The 20244-nt window shown below is 67.4% G+C and carries 17 protein-coding genes; 12 read left to right on the forward strand and 5 right to left on the reverse strand.

Annotation, left to right across the window (positions count from 1 at the left end):
- Position 1 precedes the first annotated feature (1 nt).
- Entirely contained in the window at positions 2–2080 is a 2079-nt protein-coding gene (locus tag ACSUZC_RS00315) for a hydantoinase/oxoprolinase family protein (protein ID WP_439030967.1), read from the reverse strand.
- Positions 2081–2339: 259 nt separating this feature from the next.
- Here ACSUZC_RS00315 and ACSUZC_RS00320 point away from each other — a divergent pair, with 259 nt between their 5' ends.
- From ACSUZC_RS00320 to ACSUZC_RS00355, 8 genes are all read left to right on the forward strand, one after another.
- Positions 2340–2921, forward strand: a complete 582-nt coding sequence (locus tag ACSUZC_RS00320; protein WP_439030968.1) for a MaoC family dehydratase — start codon at positions 2340–2342, stop codon at positions 2919–2921.
- Entirely contained in the window at positions 2918–4129 is a 1212-nt protein-coding gene (locus ACSUZC_RS00325) for a CaiB/BaiF CoA transferase family protein (protein ID WP_439030969.1), read from the forward strand. Before ACSUZC_RS00320 ends, ACSUZC_RS00325 begins: the two co-directional genes overlap by 4 nt.
- Positions 4126–5511: an MmgE/PrpD family protein gene (locus ACSUZC_RS00330; RefSeq protein ID WP_439030970.1), complete on the forward strand. Its 1386-nt coding sequence runs from the start codon at positions 4126–4128 to the stop codon at positions 5509–5511. Before ACSUZC_RS00325 ends, ACSUZC_RS00330 begins: the two co-directional genes overlap by 4 nt.
- A gap of 74 nt (positions 5512–5585) precedes the next feature.
- Entirely contained in the window at positions 5586–6749 is a 1164-nt protein-coding gene (locus ACSUZC_RS00335; RefSeq protein WP_439030971.1) for an acyl-CoA dehydrogenase family protein, read from the forward strand.
- Positions 6746–7588, forward strand: coding sequence for an HpcH/HpaI aldolase/citrate lyase family protein (locus tag ACSUZC_RS00340; protein ID WP_439030972.1), 843 nt, complete (start codon positions 6746–6748; stop codon positions 7586–7588). Before ACSUZC_RS00335 ends, ACSUZC_RS00340 begins: the two co-directional genes overlap by 4 nt.
- A gap of 132 nt (positions 7589–7720) precedes the next feature.
- The gene (locus ACSUZC_RS00345) at positions 7721–8158 is read left to right on the forward strand and encodes a 5' nucleotidase, NT5C type (RefSeq protein ID WP_439033222.1); all 438 of its coding nucleotides are present in this window, start codon (positions 7721–7723) and stop codon (positions 8156–8158) included.
- Positions 8159–8271: 113 nt separating this feature from the next.
- Positions 8272–9840 (forward strand): hypothetical protein, encoded by a 1569-nt coding sequence (locus ACSUZC_RS00350; RefSeq protein ID WP_439030973.1) that lies wholly within the window; start codon positions 8272–8274, stop codon positions 9838–9840.
- Positions 9841–9881: 41 nt separating this feature from the next.
- Positions 9882–10808: an alpha/beta hydrolase family protein gene (locus ACSUZC_RS00355; protein ID WP_439030974.1), complete on the forward strand. Its 927-nt coding sequence runs from the start codon at positions 9882–9884 to the stop codon at positions 10806–10808.
- Between the two features lie 9 nt (positions 10809–10817).
- Here the strand turns inward: ACSUZC_RS00355 and ACSUZC_RS00360 are convergent, their stop codons facing one another.
- Together ACSUZC_RS00360 and ACSUZC_RS00365 are read right to left on the reverse strand one after the other, a co-directional pair.
- The gene (locus tag ACSUZC_RS00360) at positions 10818–11843 is read right to left on the reverse strand and encodes a 2Fe-2S iron-sulfur cluster-binding protein (protein ID WP_439030975.1); all 1026 of its coding nucleotides are present in this window, start codon (positions 11841–11843) and stop codon (positions 10818–10820) included.
- A 2-nt stretch (positions 11844–11845) separates the two neighbouring features.
- Positions 11846–13057 (reverse strand): cytochrome P450, encoded by a 1212-nt coding sequence (locus tag ACSUZC_RS00365; protein WP_439030976.1) that lies wholly within the window; start codon positions 13055–13057, stop codon positions 11846–11848.
- A gap of 254 nt (positions 13058–13311) precedes the next feature.
- Between ACSUZC_RS00365 and ACSUZC_RS00370 the strand changes: the two genes are divergently transcribed.
- Positions 13312–14250 carry an AraC family transcriptional regulator gene (locus ACSUZC_RS00370; RefSeq protein ID WP_439030977.1) on the forward strand — a complete coding sequence of 313 codons (939 nt, stop codon included), beginning with the start codon at positions 13312–13314 and terminating at the stop codon, positions 14248–14250.
- Positions 14251–14299: 49 nt separating this feature from the next.
- Here ACSUZC_RS00370 and ACSUZC_RS00375 read toward each other — a convergent pair whose 3' ends face one another.
- Positions 14300–15874 (reverse strand): DUF222 domain-containing protein, encoded by a 1575-nt coding sequence (locus ACSUZC_RS00375; RefSeq protein ID WP_439033223.1) that lies wholly within the window; start codon positions 15872–15874, stop codon positions 14300–14302.
- A 296-nt stretch (positions 15875–16170) separates the two neighbouring features.
- Between ACSUZC_RS00375 and ACSUZC_RS00380 the strand changes: the two genes are divergently transcribed.
- Entirely contained in the window at positions 16171–17613 is a 1443-nt protein-coding gene (locus tag ACSUZC_RS00380) for a purine-cytosine permease family protein (RefSeq protein WP_439030978.1), read from the forward strand.
- 114 nt (positions 17614–17727) lie between these two features.
- Positions 17728–18687 carry a phosphotriesterase family protein gene (locus ACSUZC_RS00385; RefSeq protein ID WP_439030979.1) on the forward strand — a complete coding sequence of 320 codons (960 nt, stop codon included), beginning with the start codon at positions 17728–17730 and terminating at the stop codon, positions 18685–18687.
- A gap of 7 nt (positions 18688–18694) precedes the next feature.
- Here ACSUZC_RS00385 and ACSUZC_RS00390 read toward each other — a convergent pair whose 3' ends face one another.
- Positions 18695–19498, reverse strand: coding sequence for an SDR family oxidoreductase (locus tag ACSUZC_RS00390; protein ID WP_439030980.1), 804 nt, complete (start codon positions 19496–19498; stop codon positions 18695–18697).
- A gap of 198 nt (positions 19499–19696) precedes the next feature.
- On the opposite strand from ACSUZC_RS00390, the gene ACSUZC_RS00395 reads away from it, so the two are divergent.
- Positions 19697–20239, forward strand: a complete 543-nt coding sequence (locus tag ACSUZC_RS00395; RefSeq protein WP_439030981.1) for a dihydrofolate reductase family protein — start codon at positions 19697–19699, stop codon at positions 20237–20239.
- The last annotated feature ends 5 nt before the right edge of the window (positions 20240–20244 follow it).

Below are 20244 nucleotides of genomic sequence, written 5' to 3' on the forward strand. Positions count from 1 at the left end.
GTCAGGCGCTCCTCTCGATGATGATGTGACCGACGGCGTCGACCGTGGCCTTCTGTCCGATGCCGACGATGGTCGTCGAATCGAACTGCTGCACGATGGCCGGACCCTCGAAGGTGTTGCCCGCCTCGAACAGAGCGCGATCGTAGATGGGTGTGTCGACCCATTCCGGATCGGCCGAGTCGTTCTTCCAGAAGAGCGCCCGCGTGGTGGCCTTGATCGCGGATGAGGCGTCCGCGTCGCCCTTGGAGATCTCGGAGATACGGATGTGCTCGACGGCGCCGACACCGGTCACGCGGATGTTGACCAGCTGAACCGGCGTGTCGTCGAAACGCTGAGAGTAGGTGCGGCCGTGGACCTCGTGGAAGGCGGCCGCGGTCTGCTCGACCCACTCGGCGGTGATCTCACCGGATGGTGCGGGCACGCGCAGCTCGTAACCCTGTCCGACATAACGACAGTCGACGCTGCGCTCGAGCGTGATGTCGTCGTCGGCGATGCCGTCGGCCTGCAACTGGGCGACCGCCTGCTCGGCGAGGCGGTCCATCTCCCGGCGCAGCAGTTCGAGATCGGGATCGGCCGACGAGGTCCACACCGTCGTGGGCACCTCGTAGCGGACGTCGGTGGTCAGCAGTCCGACCGCGGAGGTGATGCCGGGATGGCCCGGGACGATGACGCGGGGGATGCCGAGGTGCTCGGCGATCTGCCATGCGTACAGGGGGCCGGCGCCGCCCTCGGCGACCAGCGAGAACTCACGCGGGTCATAGCCTTTGCGTACCGAGTGCAGCGAGATGGCCTCGGTCATCGAGTGCGCGAGGATCTGGAAGATACCCATCGCGGCGTGTTCGATGTCGGCGCCGAGTTTGTCGGCGATGTGGGTCTGGACGGCCTCGGTGGCGAGTTCGGTCTTGACCTCCATGGTTCCCGACAGGAAGCTGTCCTCGCGGAGCCAGCCCATGACGACCATCGCGTCGGTCGAGGTGGGCTCGGTGCCGCCGCGGTTGTAACAGGCCGGTCCGGGCATGGCCCCGGCGCTGCGCGGTCCGACGCGGAACATGCCGCCCTCGTCGATGCTGGCGATCGAGCCGCCGCCGGCACCGATGGTGTCGACCTCGGCCATCGGGACCATTGCGTGGTAGTCGCCGATCCGGGTGTCGAGCAGGTGCTTCATGCGGAGCTTGCCGTCGGGTGCGACACCGATGTCGGCCGACGTACCGCCGACGTCGAGCGTGATGACACTGGGGTATCCCGACGCCTTGCCGATGAAGCAGCCGCCGAGCAGACCGGCGACGACGCCGCTGGTCAGCAGCGAGACGGGCACCTCACTCGCGCTGCGGGACGTGACGAGACCGCCGGCGGAGGTCATGAGATGCACGTCCTCGCCGACCCGGGCGTCCTTCGCCTTGCCGGCGAGGTTCTCGATGTAACGGGAGGTCTTGGGACCGACGAAGGCGTTGAGGGCCGTGGTGGAGAAGCGCTCGTATTCGCGGTACTGCGACGCGACGTCACTGGAGAGCGAGACGAAGACCCCGGGGTACTCCTCGGCGATGATGTCACGCACGCGCTGCTCGTGCGTCGGGTTGCGGTACGCGTGCAGGAAGGCGACCGCGATGGCCTCGACCCCGCGTTCACGCAGCAGGGCGACCTCGCGCCGGACGGCGTCCTCGTCGAGCGGCGTCAGCACGTTGCCGGCCGCATCCATCCGCTCGGCGACCGTGCGCCGGTTGCGGCGGGGCACGAGCTGCCACTTCTGCCAGGGAAGATCCTGATAGTTCGAGTAGTTCAGGGGGCGCTTCTTACGCGCGATGTGCAGGATGTCCCGGAAGCCGTCGGTGGTGATCATGCCGACGTCGCTGCCGTTGTGCTCCAGCACGATGTTGGTGGCCACGGTGGTGCCGTGGAAGAACATCTCGATGTCGGCGACGTCGATGCCCGCGCGTTCGGCGAGCACCCCGATCCCGTCCATCGTGCCGATCGAGGGATCGTGGTTGGTCGACGGCGTCTTGTGCACCGTGACCGTCCCGTCGTCGTCCCACAGGACCAGGTCGGTGAACGTGCCGCCCACATCCACGCCGATTCGCTTCATCGAAACTCGCTTCCTCTGTCCATGCCGTCACCCCGACGTCTTCGGCAGTGTTCGCACCCGATGACGGGAGTGATCTGAGCCATAGCTGCGCTCCGGAGCATCATGCAATACATCGGATGGTTTCGGCAACACCTGGATGTAAATTCGGGGTATCGCCAGGTTGGGCCGCACCTTGACAACCGAAAGATCAGATGTTTATGGTGGTCCGCGTCACGGCTCGTCGGCTGCTCTCCACGACGCCGCACCCTGAGGAGGACCATTGACCACCCATCCCGCCACTCTCGGACGCTTCTTCGAGGACTACGTCGTGGGCGACGTCTACCAACACCCGATGGGCCGCACCATCACCGACACCGACAACGCATGGATCACGTGCCTGTCGATGAACACCAACCAGAACCACTTCAACGCCCACCTCGCCGCGACGAATCCCATCACCGACGGCAAGGTCATCGTGAACTCGGGTCTGACCATCGCGCTGGTGCTCGGACTCTCGGTCATCGACATGAGCCAGAACGCGGTGGCGAACCTGCAGTTCACCGACGTCAAACTGGCCCACCCGGTCTACGTCGGCGACACCATCTACGCCGAGAGCATCTGCACCGACCTGCGCATGTCCCAGTCGCGTCCCTACGCGGGGATCGTGTCGATGGTCACCCGCGGGATCAACCAGGACGGCGAGGTCGTCATCTCCTGGAAGCGTTCGGTGATGGTGGCGACGCGTGAGAGCGGGATCGGGCAGAACTACTTCCCCGAGGTCAAGGCACCCTCGCTGACCGAGCTGACCGAGCTCACCGAGCTGACCGAGCGCACCGCGTCCAGCGAGGGGAGTGTCGGATGAAGCCGCTCGAGGACGTCCGCATCATCGCCATCGAGCAGTACGGCGCCGGCCCGTTCGGCAGCGTCCACCTCGCCGATCTCGGTGCCGACGTGTTGAAGATCGAGGAGCCACAGTCCGGCGGTGACGTCGGAAGGTATGTCCCGCCGTACAACTCGGGTGAGGACTCGCTCTTCTTCGAGGCCTTCAATCGCAACAAGCGCAGTCTCTCACTGGATCTCGCGACCCCCGGCGGCCGCCGGGTGTTCGAGGACCTCGTGCGGACCAGCGACGCGGTCTACTCCAATCTGCGCGGGGATGTCCCGGCGAAGATCAAGATCACCTACGACGATCTCAAACACCTCAATCCAGCGATCGTCTGCTGCAGCCTCACCGGCTTCGGCATGACCGGTCCACGCGCCAGCCAGCCCGGTTACGACTACATCCTGCAGGGTCTGGCCGGTTGGATGGACCTGACCGGAGACCCCGATGGGCCGCCCACGAAATCCGGTCTGTCCCTGGTGGATTTCTCCGGCGGATTCGTCGCCGCCCTGAGTCTCATGGCCGGCCTGCACGCCGCGCGACGCGACGGGATCGGCGGGGATTGCGATGTGTCGCTGTACGACACCGCGGTCTCCATGCTCACCTACCCGGCCGCGTGGCACCTCAACGCCGGTTATCGTCCGGGCCGCACCAAGAACTCGGCGCACCCGTCGCTGGTGCCGTTCCAGGCGTTCGAGGCCGCCGACGGCTGGTTCGTCGTCGGCTGCGCCAAGGAGAAGTTCTGGGTGCGTCTCGCCGAAGCCATCGGGCTGGCGGAGTTGCTCGACGACCCGCGGTTCACCGACTTCGCCGCGCGTGGACAGCACAAGGACGAGCTGCTGCCGATCCTGGAGAAGCGGTTCGCCGAGTCGACCGTGGATCACTGGGTGTCCTTGCTGACCGAAGCGGGGGTTCCCACCGGCCCGATCAACGACGTCGAGCAGGCGCTCACCGAGGAGCACACGCTCGCTCGCGGCCTCATCGCCACCACCGAACACGAGGTGTGGGGCGAGGTGCGGCAGGTGACGTCGCCGGTGCGTTTCGGGACCGACAAGACCGAGTATCGTCGGGCACCGCATCGCAACGAGAACTTCGACGAGGTGATGGGTCTGCTGGGCTACAGCGCGGATGACGTCCGGGGTCTCGTCGACGGTGGCGCTTTCGGCGCCGTCGAACAGGCCTCGTCGTGACCGCCCGCCGGCTCGCGACCTGGGCTGCCGGCCTGAGCGTCGACGCCATCCCCGAGAGCACCCGCCGCGCCGCGCTTCGCCATCTGCTCGACGGCGTCGGCAACGGCATCGGGGCCCGGCGCCTCGACCAGGGTGGTCCGGGGTTGACGGTGGCCCGCGGGCTCGGCGGTCCCGCGCAGGCTCATCCCCTCGGGGATTCCGAGGCGATCTCGGCTCCCGCGGCGGCGTTCGCCAACGGCGTGCTGATGCATACCCTGGACTTCGACGACACGCACGCCGGTGCGCTGGTGCACCCGACCACGGTCGTGGCCCCGGCGGTGCTGGCGGTCGCCGAGGAGGTCGGCGCGACCGGCACCGAAGCCGTGGTCGCGTTGGTGGCCGGGCTGGAGGTCGCGTGTCGTCTCGGCGCGGCCGCGCCCCACGGGTTCCATGCGCGCGGTCTGCACGCGACCGCTGTCGTCGGTCCGCTCGCCGGTGCCGTCGCCGCCGGGTTGCTCTACGGCGCCGGAGCCGATGTACTCACCAACGCGATCGGGATCGCCGCGTCGTCGTCGGGAGGACTCCTGGAGTTCCTCGACACCGGCGCGAACACCAAGACGCTGCACCCCGGCAACGCGGGCTTCAGCGGTGTCGTGGCGGCGCGGCTCGCGGTGGCTGGTGCCAGCGGACCCGAGTCGGTGCTCGAAGGCCGTCGCGGTCTGTACCGCGCCCTGGCCGATCGCGACGTCGACCCCGACCTCATCGTGGCCGACCTCGGAACCCGCTGGGAGAGCGCTGGTATCGGAATCAAACCGTACCCGAGTTGCCAGCTGATGCATGCCGCGCTCGACGCGGTCGGCGCAGCACTCGCCGTCGCGAGCGAACAGGGGCGCGACGTGGCCGCCTCGCACATCGCGGGTATCGCCGTCGACGTACACCCCGACAGCGTCGAGATCGTCTGTGGCCCGGGCACCGGTACCCGCAGCCCGCGCAGCGTCTACGACGCCAAGTTCGACCTGCCCTGGAGCGTCGCCGCGCTCGTGCACGACGGTGCTGTCACCGTCGACACCTACGCCTCGGACTCGATCGTGCGCCCCGAGGTCGCTACCACCGCGGGACTCGTCGAGGTCACCACCGTGCCCGATGGCCGCCCGGCTGCCGACGCCGCCGGCCGGGCGGTCATCACCTTCGACGACGGCACCCGGATCGTCGGCGAAGTACCGTGCAGCCGAGGCACTTCGGGCCGGCCGATGGACGATGCCGCCGTGGCCGCGAAGTTCCGCGGGAACAGCGGTGGAGGCGCCGCGTCCGACGACCTCGTCGACGCGGTGTTCGGTCTCCAGGACGCGTCGTCGGTCGTACCGATCACCACCCTCGCGACGGCCATCGTCGCCGCCGGCTGACACACACCACGCCCACCTCGACGCGGGTTTGCCGTCGCGAACCCGTTCGGTCACGCCTGAGAGCAAGGATCACAATGGATTTCAGCTTCAATGAGGAACAGCGCGACTTCCGCGCCGCCCTGCGCCGGCTCGTCGACAAGGAGATCATCCCGGTCGCCAACGAGTGGGAGCGCACCGGTCGCTATCCCACGGAGATCGTCGCGCGCCTGCGCGACATGGGGCTCTTCGGGATCACCACCCCCGAGCAATACGGCGGACTCGAACTCGACATGGTGTCGTTCACACTCGTCTACGAGGAGCTGGCCCGCGGCTGGATGGGTATCGCCGGAATCCTGGGCAGCCACAACCTGGCGTGCTGGATGATCGCCCGGCACGGCACCGAGGACCAGAAGCAACAGTGGCTGCCCCGCCTGGCGAGCGGTGAATGCCGCACCGGCATCGGCCTCACCGAACCGGGGGCGGGCACCGACCTGCAGGGCATCAAGACGACCGCGACCCGCGAGGGCGACGACTACGTCATCCGCGGGACCAAGACCTGGATCACCAATGCACGTCACGCGAATGTGCTTCCGGTGCTGGTGAAAACGGACCCGTCGACGTCGCCTGCCCACAAGGGCATGAGCATTCTGCTGGTGGACACCACCACCCCCGGGTTCGAGGTCCAGCGCGATCTGGGCAAGCTCGGCTACAAGGGCACCGAGTCCTGCGAGATCTTCCTCGACGAGCTGCGCGTCCCGCAGTCGACATTGCTCGGCGGCGTCGAGGGCCGCGGTATGCAGCAGGCGCTCTCGGGCCTGGAGATCGGTCGCCTCAACATCGCCGGACGCAGTGTCGGTATCGCGCAGGCGTCGTACGACGCGGCGCTGAACTACTCGCGGGAGCGGACCGCCTTCGGCAAGCCGATCTCGGACTTCCAGGCGATCCAGCTCAAGCTCGCCGACATCGCCACCCAGCTGCAGGCCGCTCGCCTGATGACGTACTGGGCTGCGGCCAAGGCGGATTCGGGGGCCCGCGTCGACGGCGAGGCCGGCATGGCCAAGTACTTCGCCTCCGAGACCGCGATCACCGCGAGTCTCGAGGCGATGCGTATTCACGGCGGATACGGCTACTCGACCGAGTTCAACGTGGAGCGCTACTACCGTGACGCCCCGCTGATGTCGATCGGTGAGGGCACCAACGACATCATGCGGACCGTCATCGCCAAGGCGCTCGTCAACGGCACCGTCACGGTCGGATGACGCAGGCCCTGGTCTTCCTGTACGTCCCGGGTGACCGGCCCGAGCGCTTCGACAAGGCGGTCGGATCCGGGGCCGACGCCGTTGTCCTCGACCTCGAGGACGCGGTGCCGGTGTGGGCCAAGGACACGGCCCGCATCGCCGTGGGCGGGTGGCTGGAGAACCGCGACCGGGACGGCGTGCCCGTCTGGGTGCGGGTCAACCCGGGAGCCGAGCTCCTCGACGACCTGACCATGGCGGTGCGAGCCGGCGCCGACGGCATCTGGCTGCCGAAGGTCGACGACGCCGCGACGCTCGACCGGGTGGACGCGATCCTGGCCGAGCTCGAGGCCGAGGGGGGACGACCCCGCACACCGGTGTCGCCGCTGATCGAGACCGGGGCGGGACTCTTGGACGCGGCGGCGATCGCGGCCGGACCACGGGTCGACTTCGTCCAGATCGGCGAGGTCGATCTCGCCGCCGACCTCGGTGTCACCTCCGTGCTCGGCAACGAACTGCTGTGGGCACGTTCGCAGGTGGTCGCCGCGTCGGCGGCCGCGCGGATCAGGCCGCCGCTCGGCGCGGCGTCGCCGGTCATCGACGACCCGGACGGCTTCGCCGACGAGACCCGGCGGCTGACCGCTCTCGGCTTCCTCGGCCGCGCCTGCATCCACCCGCGACAGATCGCCCCCGCCCGTGCGGGGATGGCGCCGACCGACGCCGAGGTCGCCTCCGCGCGCGACATCCTGACCGCCTTCGACGCCGCGGGTGGCGCCGCGGCGACCGACAGCGCCGGCCGCCTGATCGACGAGGCGGTCGCGCGGATCGCACGACGGACGCTGGCCCGGCAGACACCGTCCTGACGCCAGGTGGTACTCAGGTCGGTGGCGTCAATGACACGCCGGCAGGGAAAGGCGGTCAGCGTGACCTCGACGATCGACACCGGTCGGGCAGCGGAGAATCCGTTGCCGAAGAAGAAGGTCCTCTACGTCGACATGGACAACACCCTCGTCGACTTCCAGTCCGGGGTCGACCGGCTGAGCGCGGAGGACCGCGAGAAGTACGCGGGGCACTACGACCACGTTCCGGGCATCTTCGCCCTGATGGACCCGCTGCCCGGGGCGATCGAGGCCTTCCGGGAGCTGTCCGGACTGTTCGACACCTACATCTTGTCCACCGCACCCTGGGAGAACCCGAGCGCCTGGACCGACAAACTGCTCTGGGTGAAGAAATACATCGGCGGTGACGAGGACTCGCCGGCCTACAAACGATTGATTCTGTCCCATCACAAGAATCTGAACAGCGGCGACTACATCATCGATGACCGGGAGATGCACGGCGTCAAGGAGTTCAAGGGTGAGCACATCTTCTTCACGCAACCCAGATACGAGGACTGGGATGTCGTGATGGCGTACATGCGGTCATTGGCGTGAGCTGACCGGTGATTCTGGGAGCCGACCGACAATTCTGGGACAACACCAGAAATGCGACTCCTATTGTCTCAGGATTTGTTCAGGAAGTCCGTTTGTCCCGCTAATGTTCAGCAATGCGCATAGGTAAAGACCGCTCTCACCGGTCGATCCGCCTGTCGGCAGCCCTTCTCGTACTGACGCTGGCGACGACCTTCTCGTTCGTCGCAGCGGGCACTTCCGACGCCGCGCCCGTGGTGAACCCGCAGTCCGGCAAGGTGGTCGCACGATCGGACTTCCAGGTCAAGCGGGACGGGTTCTCGTTCGAGAACTGGGGACCCAACACCCCCGAGCACACGCGGGGCCTGTCGATCGACGGGATGCGTGCCGTCTTCGGTGACGAGGTCTGCGCACGCGTCGTGCTCGGCGTGTGCTCGCCGACGACCGTCGCCGAACTCCTGCAGGACGAGTTCAACGACTCGATGACGGGAGGGCACTGTTTCGGCATGGCCGCGCTCGCCGGCTTGTACTCGACCAGACGACTCAGCCCGTTCCCGCTCGCGTTGCCCTGGCAGTCCGTCTACGGCATCCGGCCGTCGGCGCCGCTCGACGAGCTCATCGCCCGCATGTTCATCACGCAGGGCTTCCCTCCCACCGACCTCGTCCAGTCAGAGGTCACGGTCACGCAGGGGTTGTCGCAACTGAGGTCCGCGTGGGCGCGCAACGACAACTACGTTCTCGCGATCTACACCGACGAGGAGCAGTCCGCCGGACATGCGATCAACCCGATCGCCATCCGCGACCTCGGACAGGGAAAGCGCGGCATCGTCGTGTACGACAACAACTTCCCGGGTGTCGAGAAGATGATCGTGGCCGACCCGGCCGCCAACAGCTGGTACTACTCGACGGCCACCAATCCCGCTGAGCCCACCCTGCTCTTCCAGGGTTCGCCGAAGAACAGGATGATGCTGGTCCCGTTGGCGCCGATTCTGGCCCGCCACCAGGACCCGGATCTGCGCAACGACGAGACGGTGGTCATGGTGTCGGACACCAACGGCGGCGCACGGGGTGCCGGCGACGTCGACTGGGACGTGCGCGTGACCGACCTCGCCGGCCGCGCCATCGCGGGCGTCGACAAGAAGGTCCATTTCAACAACGACAACTCTGCGACGTTCACGGTGCCTGCCGGACGCACCTTCCGGCTCGTCGTCGACGGCGTCGAAGCCGGCCGCACCGCGGACATCAATGCGACGGTGCTGAGCGCCGGCGGTGCTGCGGCTCTGGGCGACCTCGAGGTGCCCGCGGGCGCGGTGGCCGCGATCGATGTCGATCCGATACGCCACGGTCTCCGCGTGAGCTCGTCGGCACTGTCGACCGCGGAATTCGCGGTGGCGACCGAGAACTCGCTCCGGTCGCTGTCGACCGAGACGACGCAGCTGGCGGTCGGTCCGGGGTCTGCCGTGTCCCTCGGGACCACGCCGACCGGTGTGAGTGTCCGATCCGAGGGCCGGGCCCAGCGGTTGCGGCTCTCGGTCGAGCGCAGTGACACGTTCACCGATCGGACGGCGGTCAGCCCGTCGGTGATCACGCTGCCGGCCGACGCGACGGTCGCCGTGCCGGTGAACCTCTGGACGGGTTGGGGTCCGATCCTCGCGACCGTGCGCAGCGGTCCGTCGATCACGCCGGTACCGCTGAGCGTTCGGTGAGATCGCCCGCGGTGGCGAGGACTGTCGTTCGGCGACGGCGGATGACGGCACTCCTCGCCGTGCTGGTGGCGGGGGTGACCGCGTGCGGCGATGCCGGATCGGGCGCGCCGGCCGCCACGTCGAGCAGTCCGGCGCCGGCCGCCGAGTACCTCGACGAGGTGAGCGTGCATCACTTCGACTATCCGACGCCGGACGGCGGTGACTCCGAACAGAATTGGGCGGAGCTGTATCTGCCGGCGGGGGAGCAGCGAGTCGATTCGATCCCGCTTGTCGTCCTGATCCACGGCGGCGCGTGGCAGAGTGCGCTGGGCGCGGACATCTTCGAACCGCTCGCGCAGGACCTCGCCGGCCGGGGCATGGCCGTCTACAACATCGAGTACCGGCGAGTCGGCTCGGGAGGCGGATGGCCGACGACGTTCCGAGACGTCGCCTCCGCACTCGACCACGTGGCCGTGGTCGATCGGGAGTTCCCGCAGATCGACACCGATGACGAGCTCGTGGTCGGGCACAGCGCCGGAGCGCAGCTCGCCGTCTGGGGCGGCACCCGGCACAAACTGGACGACGACGAGGTCGGCGCACGACCGGTCTTCCGTCCCACCCGGGTCGTGTCCCTCGCCGGGCCCCTCGACATGGTCTACGCGGCGACCCACGGTGACGACCGCATCGTGACGGCACTCGGCGGTACGCCGCGGCAGATCCCGCAGCGCTACACGATGGTCGATCCCATCCAGAACATCGATCCGGACACACCCGTCGTCGCGGTCCACGGAACGGCCGATCGGATGGTGTCGCCGGTCAATTCGCAACGTTACGTCGACGCCGTCGTCGAGCAGGGGGGTGAGGCGGAGGCCGTGCTGATCGAGGGCGGCAACCACGGCTCGGTGGTGTCATCCGACGCCGCCGAGTACCCGCGCGTCCTCGACATCATCTCCGGTGCCTCGGCAGCCGACATCGAGGACGTCGCCTGAGCGGCAGGTTCAGATCGACACCAATGTGGCTGCGGGCGTGTACTTTTCCCGTTTGATGCGACGCGGAGGCATGCGCTTGCGTTTGAGTGCCTTGACTCCCGCTTCGACCATCGCGGGCGGGCCGCAGAGGTAAGCCGCGTGGTTTCGGCAGGACTCGAAATCCTCCATCAGCGCGTCACCGACATATCCGGTGCGTCCGGACCACGGTTCGCGGCTCAGGCATGGCGTGTACCGGAGGTTGGGGTGCTCGGTCGACAGTGCGCGCCAGAAGTCGACGTCGTAGAGCTCAGCCTGGGTACGCACGCCGTGGTAGACGTGGATCTCCCGGGTGGGCTCGAGGTCGAGCGCGGTCCTGGCGATCGACTTGAGCGGCGCGAGACCCGTGCCGCCGGCGAGAAGTACCAGGCCGATGCCGGAATCGGCGGGTTCGTAACAGAAGTCGCCCCAAGGGCCGGTCAGGGTGACCGATGCCCCGACGCTCAGTGAGGCGAAGATCCACCCGTCGGTGGCCAAGCCGTCGGGCTGGCGGCGGATGTGGAACTCGAGTTCGTCGGATCGACTGGGCGGGTTGGCCATCGAATAGGGACGCGTCTGGTCGGTGCCCGGTATCGACAATTCAACGTATTGGCCCGCGGTGAACTCGAGCGGGTCGTCGAGCAGCACTGTCGCCGCGACGGTGTCGTCGGCGACTTTTGTCATGCTGCTGACGGTTCCGGCGAGGTCCCGCAGGACGTGCTGACGCGTGCCCGCCTCCTGTGCGGGCGGTTCCACGATGACGTCGGAGGTCGGGGTCGACTGACAGGACAGCACATAGCCCTGATCCTGTTCGGCGGTGGACAGTACGCAGTCATCGACCGGTGGTGAGTCCACCGTCCCCCCGAGGACGCGCACCTTGCAGGTGCCACACGTGCCCTGATTGCAGGAGTTGGGGATCCAGACCCCGTTCCGCAGGAATGCGTCGAGCATCTTCTGTCCGGTCCCGCAGGGCACGGAGGAACGGCCGGCCTGGACGGTGAAGGCGGGAGAATCCGGCATTGTCACACCTCCCACACCGTGTGCAGCGAGGTCGGACCTCGAAATCCCCAGCCCCAGAACTCGACGTCGCTGTTGTGGTCGCGTTCGAGGTTCGGAATCGATTCGAACAACTCCTCGAGCCCGATCCGGCAGACGTGGTTGGCGAAATAGATGCCCGCGCAGGCGTGAGTGCCTGCGCCGAAAGCCAGGTGCGGCAGTGGTGGCCGGGTGATGTCGTACTCGGACGGGGCCTCGTAGATGGAGTCGTCGTGATTGGCCGACCCGTACGACATCAGCACCACCGAACCCTCCGGCAACTCGACGCCGGCGACCTCCACGTCCCTGGTGCTGATGCGAGCCGTCGCCGACCAGATGGGCGAGGTCCACCGCATTCCCTCGGAGATGGCGCGCGGGATCAGACCGGGTTCGTCGACGACCTGCTCCAACTGGTCAGGGCGAGTGAACAGGCCGACCAGCGTCGAGGCCATCGCATGTCCGGGCTCCTGCATCGCGCCGAGCAGGTAGACGTACAGGGTCGGATAGATGTAGTCGCGGTCGCGCGTCCGGCCCTCGGGCATGCCGTCGTGCAGCCAGTGTGAGATCGCGCTGTCGTCGGGGTTCTCGATCCAGTTGTCGATCAGTGGGTTGACAATGGACTGGATTTCGAGCTTGGCGTCGTCGGCCTCGGCGAAACCCTCGGGGTTGGTGAACTCACCGTTCTCGTCGACTCCGGCGTTGGTGAACGAGTTCGACAGTTTGTGGAACCACTCCCGCAGCTTGTCCGAGCTCACCGACTGCAGGCCGAGCAGGTCACCTAGTGCACGGACACTGACCGGTTCGCAGTACTGCGCGACGAGTTCGGCATGCCCGGTGTCCTCGAAGTCGCGAAGGTAGCGGCGCGCGATGGGCCGGACCAGGTCGTCGATCCACCGGTCGACCTCCTGGGGTTGCAGCGCGGGGTCGACCATCGAACGCAGGTCCTCATGGATGTGCCCGTTGACGCCGATCACCGCGGGATGGCCAAAGGTGCGTCCACCGGCCTTGGTGATCACCGCCTCGAAGTCCGGGCTGGTGGCGATCGACCGGCAGATGTCGGCGGTGGTGGCCACAAACGATCCGAGGACCGGCACATAGGCGAGGGGCGACTCGGCCCGCAGCCGCTTGTATACCGGATACGGATTGCGTTCGAGCTCGGTCATCGTGATGTCGTCGATCCACGAGAGTGTGCTGGTCATCGTCGTCTCCTCGAGGTGTTGCGGTCGTGGTGATTGGTGATTGGTGATTGGTGATTGGTGATTGGTGATGTGTGGTGTCTGGCGACATTAGGGATCGGCCCGTCCCGGGGCGATACGCGAAGCGCGATCCCGGTACGCATCCCGCGGCAAATGTGAGTGCGATCTCGGCATTGCTGGCGAGTGGCATGGATCACCGGTTGAATCAGGGGGTCGGCACACCCCGGCGGACCCGGACCGGAGCACGAGGAAGAACGATGTCCACGCGAAGCGGTACCCACACGAAGGACTGGGAGACGGCGCATCGGGCCGTCGAAGAGGTGTACTTCCCGCACGAACTGACCGCCCTCTCGGCGCCCGACCGGTTGGAACTGATGCTGCAGACGGTCGAACTGGGTCCGGTCACCATCGGCCGGCTCAACTGGGGGACCGACGTGTCCATCGCGTGTGACTATCCGGGGGCGTACGAGGTCAACATCCCGATCCGGGGCGTTCTCGATTCCCGCGCGGGTTCGGTTCGCACGACATCCGAGCAGGGCAAGGCCACCGTGTTCACCGCCGGTCGTCCTTCGGTCATCACCAGGTGGTCGGCCGACTGCGACGTGGTCGGGGTGAAGTTCGACGCCGAGTACCTGGAGCGTGAGGCCGATCGGGTGCGGGCGTCGGCGTTGCGGTCGACGTTGGTGCTGCCGGATCAGATCGATCTCTCCGGACGCGATCAACAGGCGTGGTTTGCACTCGTGCGCGCACTGTCGGCCCAGATCCGTGAGCCAGCGGATCTGTTGTCCAATCCGCTTGTCGGACCCCAACTCGCGAGTGCGATCAGCAGTGCCTTCCTGCTCGCGGTGTCGCCTCCGGACGCAGGCACTGGTCTGCGGCCGCGGACGGTCAAGCGGGTGCTCGACGCGTTGCACGACGATCCCGGTCGGGACTGGCGTCTGGCGGACATGGCCGAACTCGGCGGGACGAGCCTGCGCCGTCTGCAGGAGGGGTTCGCCGAACACGTCGGGTCGAGCCCGACCCGTGCCCTGCAGGACATCCGGCTCGACCGTGCGCACACCGAGCTCACCTCGCCGGACAGTGTCAGCACTGTGTCCGAAGTGGCTGCGCGATGGGGATTTTCGAGCCCGAGCCGGTTCGCTTCGGCTTATCGCAAGCGATATGGTGTGCCGCCGTCACAGGACCGTCGCCGCTGACCCGCGCCCGCTGGGCCGAGGCCGAGTCCACGTGGTGGCGGCCCGGCGCTCAGAGTCGCGTCAGCAGCTCGGCCAGGCATCGCTCGACGGGTGACAAGCCGACCGTCGAAGGCGGGATGACCTGACGGATGTCGAGACACGCGGCATCGTCGGACCGGTTGGGTCCGTGGATGTCTCGGCGCACATGTGCGAGATGTGCGGCCAGCCGCTTCGGTATGTCGGGTCGGCGGTTGATGTGCTCGGGGTTGGGTGGTGCTCCTGGTTCGCTGTTCAGTCGCCATGCGCAGCGGCCTTCATCGGGTCCGTGACGGACGATGCGGGTGGTGTACTGGCCGGGGTTCTTGCCGACCATGCGGTTGTGCCGTGGGCAGGCGGGGGCGAGGTCGTCGATGTCGGTGAGGCCGCCATCGGCCCAATCCTGGTGGGCGTGGTGCATCTCGACCTGGGTGGCGGGTTGATCGCAGCCGGGTGCCGAGCAGACATCACCGTCGGGTCGGGCGAAGGAGGCCAGGCGTTGTCCGCGGGTGGCCAGGCGTGTGCCGCGTCCGAAGTGCAGCGGCACCGTCGTCTGGTTCTTGAACACGGCCAGCCACGGTTGGGCATCGGCTGCGAGGTCGATGACGTCGGCGATCGGCAGCAGGGTGCCGGTGGCGGTGGTGGCGAGTCCGGCTTCGCGGATCAGGTCGTCGAGGTCGGCTTTGATGATCAGCTGTACGGGTAGGCCGCGATGGGATTTTCCGAGCAGTCCGTCTTCGAGGACAGCCTTGAGGAGCGCGTTGAGGGCGTCGTGGTTGATCTGCGCGGGGGTGCGGGCGTCACGTTCGGCGGCGGCGGCCAGGGTGTTGGGGTCGGCGTCTTCGAATGACCCTGTGGGCGAGTCGGGGTCGCCGGGGTTGTTCATGCCGGGTTTGGCCCACACGGCGAGCAGCATGGTCACGCGTGCGGCGAGTTCGGGTGTGAGGGTGCCGGTGAGTTTCGCTGTGCCGTCGGCGCGTTGGCGATTGACCCAGAGGTTGCGTCGCCGTGTGCGTTCGGTGTCGTCGGCGAGGGTGCCGTCGGGGTCGAGGTGGGCGATCAGCCGTGCACCCAGCTGGGTGATGTCGGCGGGGGTGTGAGCTTCGGCGATCTCGGTCATCTGTCGTTCGGCAGCGACCCTCACGTCATGCCCCACCGCCACCGGGATGCGATCGAGCACATCGAGTGCGGCGTGCACGTGCGCGCTACCGGCCGCGCCGGCAGCGAATGCGTCGGCGAGACTTGGATGTTCGGGCGGCAGGGTGTCACCGCACAGGCTGGTGCGGGTTGCGGTGGCGTCCATCTGCTTGCGGCGGCGCATCGGGTTCGACACCCGCAGGTGGTGGGTCATGAACTGGGTCAGGGTGCGACACCCGGTCTTGCGGGGGAGATCGCGCGCCTCGACGCGGTCGATCTGTCGGTCCCCGGCGAAAGTGAGCCGGGCGATGGCGCGTTCGGTGTCGGCGGCCACCGCGGCGAGCTCGGCGTCAGTGCAAGGGGACAGGTCGACGGTCTGCAGTTCGTCGAGGAGCCGGTGCAGTTCCACGGTGAGTTCGACTGCCCGGGGCGAGGGAGTGTCGGCGTCGCCCGGAGCAGAACCGTCGAACATGATGATCGTCACCCCCCAGCTGATCGAATCGAATGTATGTTCTACTCTAGCGCGTAAGCTCCAGGCGCGCAATGAATTCCGAGGCCAATGTGGAAGCCTCGGCCTGTCGGTGGCGTGTGATAGCGGCTGTCCCCACCGGTGAGTGCGACAGTCTGTCGGTGGCGATACGGTCGCGAACGAACATTCTGTCAGTGTCGTCGGCACCTGGGACGGATGAAGATGTATACACAGCGCATCGTCGCGCGACATGACCATCGCGCCCGAACCCATCGGGCCGACCACTCTGGACGGACTCCATGACCGCAACCGATGCCGCACCTTCGCCGGCCCCCGGCCCCGACCATTCGGTTCTGCACGCCGAGGCCGAACTCGAACTCATCCCCGAATCCGCCAAGACCCACGATGTGCGCGGCCAGTTCTGGATCTGGGCCGGGGCCAACATCGCGCCGATCAACTGGGTGTTGGGCGCACTCGGCGTCACGATGGGCCTCGGGCTGTGGGAGACGGTGGCCGTCCTCGTGGCCGGCAACGTCATCGGCATGACGATCTTCGGCGTCTTCGTCGTCATCGGGCAGCGCACCGGGGTGACCGGCATGGTGCTCTCGCGCGCGGTCTTCGGTCGCCGCGGCGCATACGTGCCGGCCGCGGTGCAGGCGCTCGTCTGTATGGGCTGGTGTGCGGTCAACACCTGGATCGTCCTCGACCTGGTGATGGCGCTGCTGGGCGAGCTCGGCCTCGTCGACCCCGACCTGGACAACAACGCCGCCCGCATCGTGGTGGCCGCCGTCATCATGGTCATGCAGGTGACGATCGCGTGGTTCGGCTACCGCGCCATCTCGGCGTTCGAGCGCTGGACCGTGCCGCCCACCGTCGCCATCCTGTTCGTGATGACCGTCGTCGCCTGGGTCGGGCTCGACGTCGACTGGGGACGGTCCACCACCCCGGAACTCACCGGATCGGCCCATGTCGGTGCGATCACTGCGGTGATGACCGCGATCGGGATCGGCTGGGGCCTCACATGGCTCGGTTACGCCGGCGACTACTCCCGGTTCGTGTCACGGGATGTGCCGTCGCGCAAGCTCTTCCTGGCCAGTGCGCTCGGCCAGTTCATCCCCGTCGTGTGGCTCGGGGTACTCGGCGCCTCGCTGGCGACCCTGAGCGATTCCGCGGACCCGGGCGAGATCATCGTCGACGCCTACGGGGCGTTGGCGCTGCCGGTCCTGCTGCTCGTGGTCCACGGACCGCTCGCCACCAACATCCTCAACATCTACACGTGCACCGTCTCCACGCAGGCGCTCGACATCCGCGTCGACCGGCGGGTGCTGAACGTCATCATCGGTGTGGTCGCTATGGCGATCGTCGTCTACTTCGTGCTCAACAGCGACTTCGCGACCACCATCGACAGCTGGCTGGTGTCGATCGTCGGGTGGCTGAGCCCCTGGGGCACAGTCGTTCTGGTGCACTGGTTCCTCATCGCCCGACGTCAGGTCGACGCAGAGAGCCTGTTCGCGAAGCCGGCCGACAGCGTGCTGCCCATGGTGCGGCCGACAGCGCTGGTCGCCCTCGCGCTGGGGGTCGTCGCGACGTGGCTGTTCATGTACGGCATGTTGCCCGTCCTGCAGGGCCCGGTCGCGGTCGCGCTGGGCGGCGTGGACCTGTCCTGGCTCGCCGGGGCGGTCGTCGCAGGCACCTCGTACTGGGTGATGGAGAAGGCCACCGACGGTCGCGTCGCCGCCTGACACCCATGCGGATCGGTGCATGTCGCGCCCGCCGAAACGCGGTCCCGGGCCGCGCCCGTCGATTAGGGTTCGGCGCAGCGGGAGGCGACGCGGCCTCTCGGTGAGGAGGGTTCCATGGCCACCGTTCACACCGCGACCGGCCCCATCGACTCGGCCGACCTCGGGCACGTGCTGGTGCATGAGCACGTCTTCATCGTCGGGGAGGAGTTCCGGCAGAACTATCAGGACGACTGGGACGAGGACGCCAAGGTCGCCGAGGCGGTACGCGATCTGACGGAACTCAAAGAGCTCGGGATCGACACCATCCTCGACCCGACCGTGCTGGGCCTCGGCCGCTACATCCCCCGCATCCAACGCATCGCCGAGCAGATCGACCTCAACATCGTCGTCGCCACCGGGCTGTACACCTACAACGACATCCCGTTCCAGTTCCACTACGCCGGTCCCGGCATGCTGTTCGACGTCCCCGAACCCCTGGTCACGCTGTTCGTGCGCGACCTCACCGAAGGTATTGCGGACACCGGCGTGCGGGCGGCATTCCTCAAGTGCGCCATCGAATCCCAGGGTCTGACGCCGGGCGTCGAAAGGGTGATGCGCGCCGTGGGGCAGACGAGTGCGCAGACCGGGGCGCCGATCACGGTGCACACCGACCCGCACAGCCAGTCGGGCCTGGTGGCACAACGTGTGCTGGCCGAAGAGGGCGCCGACCTGACCAAGGTGGTCATCGGGCACTCCGGTGACAGCGTGGACATCGACTACCTGATGAAGCTCGCCGATGCGGGGTCCATCCTCGGCATGGACCGCTTCGGACTCGATCTCCTGCTGCCCTTCGACCAGCGCGTCGACATCGTCGTCGAGCTCTGCAAACGCGGCTACGCCGACCGGATGGCGCTGGCGCACGACGCCGCGTGCTTCATCGACTGGTTCGATCACGAGGCGAAGAAGCAGGCGCTGCCGAAGTGGAACTATCGGCACATCAGCGAGGAGGTGCTGCCGGCGCTACGGGAGCGTGGCGTCAGCGACGCCGACATCACGACGATGCTGGTCGACGTCCCCCGACGCTACTTCGAGTAGTCGGCGGTCACTGACCGCGGAGCGCGGTCTGGTAGCGACGCATTCCTCGGAGCCAACGGTCGTAGTCGGCCCCCTTGTGCCGGTACATCTCGAGGACCTCCGGGTGCGGCAGGATCAGGAACCGTTCGTCGGCAACGGCTTCCAGGACGATGGCGGCCACCGCCCCGGGGGTGAGGACGGCGCCCGCGGTCTCGACGGCACGTCGCATCAGCTTCTGGTCCTCGGTGACGGAGTCGTCGTCGGACCGGAGCAGTTTGGTGTCGACGCCCATGGGACACAGGCAACTCACGCGTATGCCGTCGTCGCCATGGGTGATGTTGAGCCACTCGGCGAAACCGACCGCAGCATGCTTGGTCACCGAATAGGGCGCATTGCCGATCTGGGTGAGCAGACCCGCCGCCGACGCCGTGGAGACGAAGTAACCGCTGCCGCGCTCCACCCATCCCGGGACCAACCGCCGCGCGGCACGGATGTGGGCACGGAGATTGATGTCGAGGGTGAGGTCCCAGACGCTCTCCTCGGTGTCGACCCCACCGCCGACGCCCACGCCGGCGTTCGCGAAGTACAGGTCGACGGGCCCGAAGCTGTTCTCCGCCAACCGGACCGCGGCATCGATGTGTTCGTCGCTCGATGCGTCGCCGCCGATGGCCGCCGCGGACTCGCCGAGTGCGGCGGCCACGTCGTGGGCGGTGGCTTCGTCGAGGTCGGTGACCACGACCTTCGCGCCCGCGTCGACCAACGCGTGCGCAATCGCACCGCCGATGCCACCGCCACCGCCCGTGACGATGGCCACCTTGCCCGCGATGTCCATGGAACTCCCTTGTTCGGCTCGTGTGTCGATCCAGAGTTACCAGACGCACGGGGGCTTCGACAGGCTCAGCCGGCGGGTGGGGGGTTCAGCCGGCGGGTGGGGGGTTCAGCCGGCGGGAGATCTGCCGATGACTTTCCGGCGGGCCCCCGGTCTGACATCGTGACACCCACTCATCGAGACACAAGCGAGGCACAGACCATGGGCAAGATCCACGTCCACGAATTCATCACCCTCGACGGCAGCTACGAGGACCCGAGCTTCACCATGCCGTACGGATTCGCCGACGGGATGGGCGAGGTGCTCAACTCGTTCATGGCCGACTGCACCGGGATTCTGCTGGGCCGGAACACGTTCGAGATGTTCGCACCGGCCTGGTCCACCAGGACGGCCGAGGACGACCCGGGTGCGCCGTTCTTCAACGACACCACCAAGTACGTGGTGTCATCGACGCTCGACTCCGCCGAGGGTTGGCAGAACTCCGAGGTCCTGGGACCCTACGATGCCGACCGGATCTCCGAGCTCAAACAGGACCGCGACCTCTACATCAGCGGAAGCGGCACGCTGGTCCGGGCATTGCTGCGCGACAAGCTGATCGACGAGCTGCACCTGCTGGTCTACCCGGTGGTCCTCGGATCCGGGGCCCGGCTCTTCGACGGACTCGCCGACGTCCCGCTCACGCTGGTCGGCTCGGATGTCTTCGACAACGGGGTGGTGCACCTGTCCTACGGTTCGGCGGACTGAGGCGC

The organism is Gordonia terrae, assembly GCF_051789125.1.
GTDB classification, from domain to species: Bacteria; Actinomycetota; Actinomycetes; order Mycobacteriales; family Mycobacteriaceae; genus Gordonia; species Gordonia terrae_A.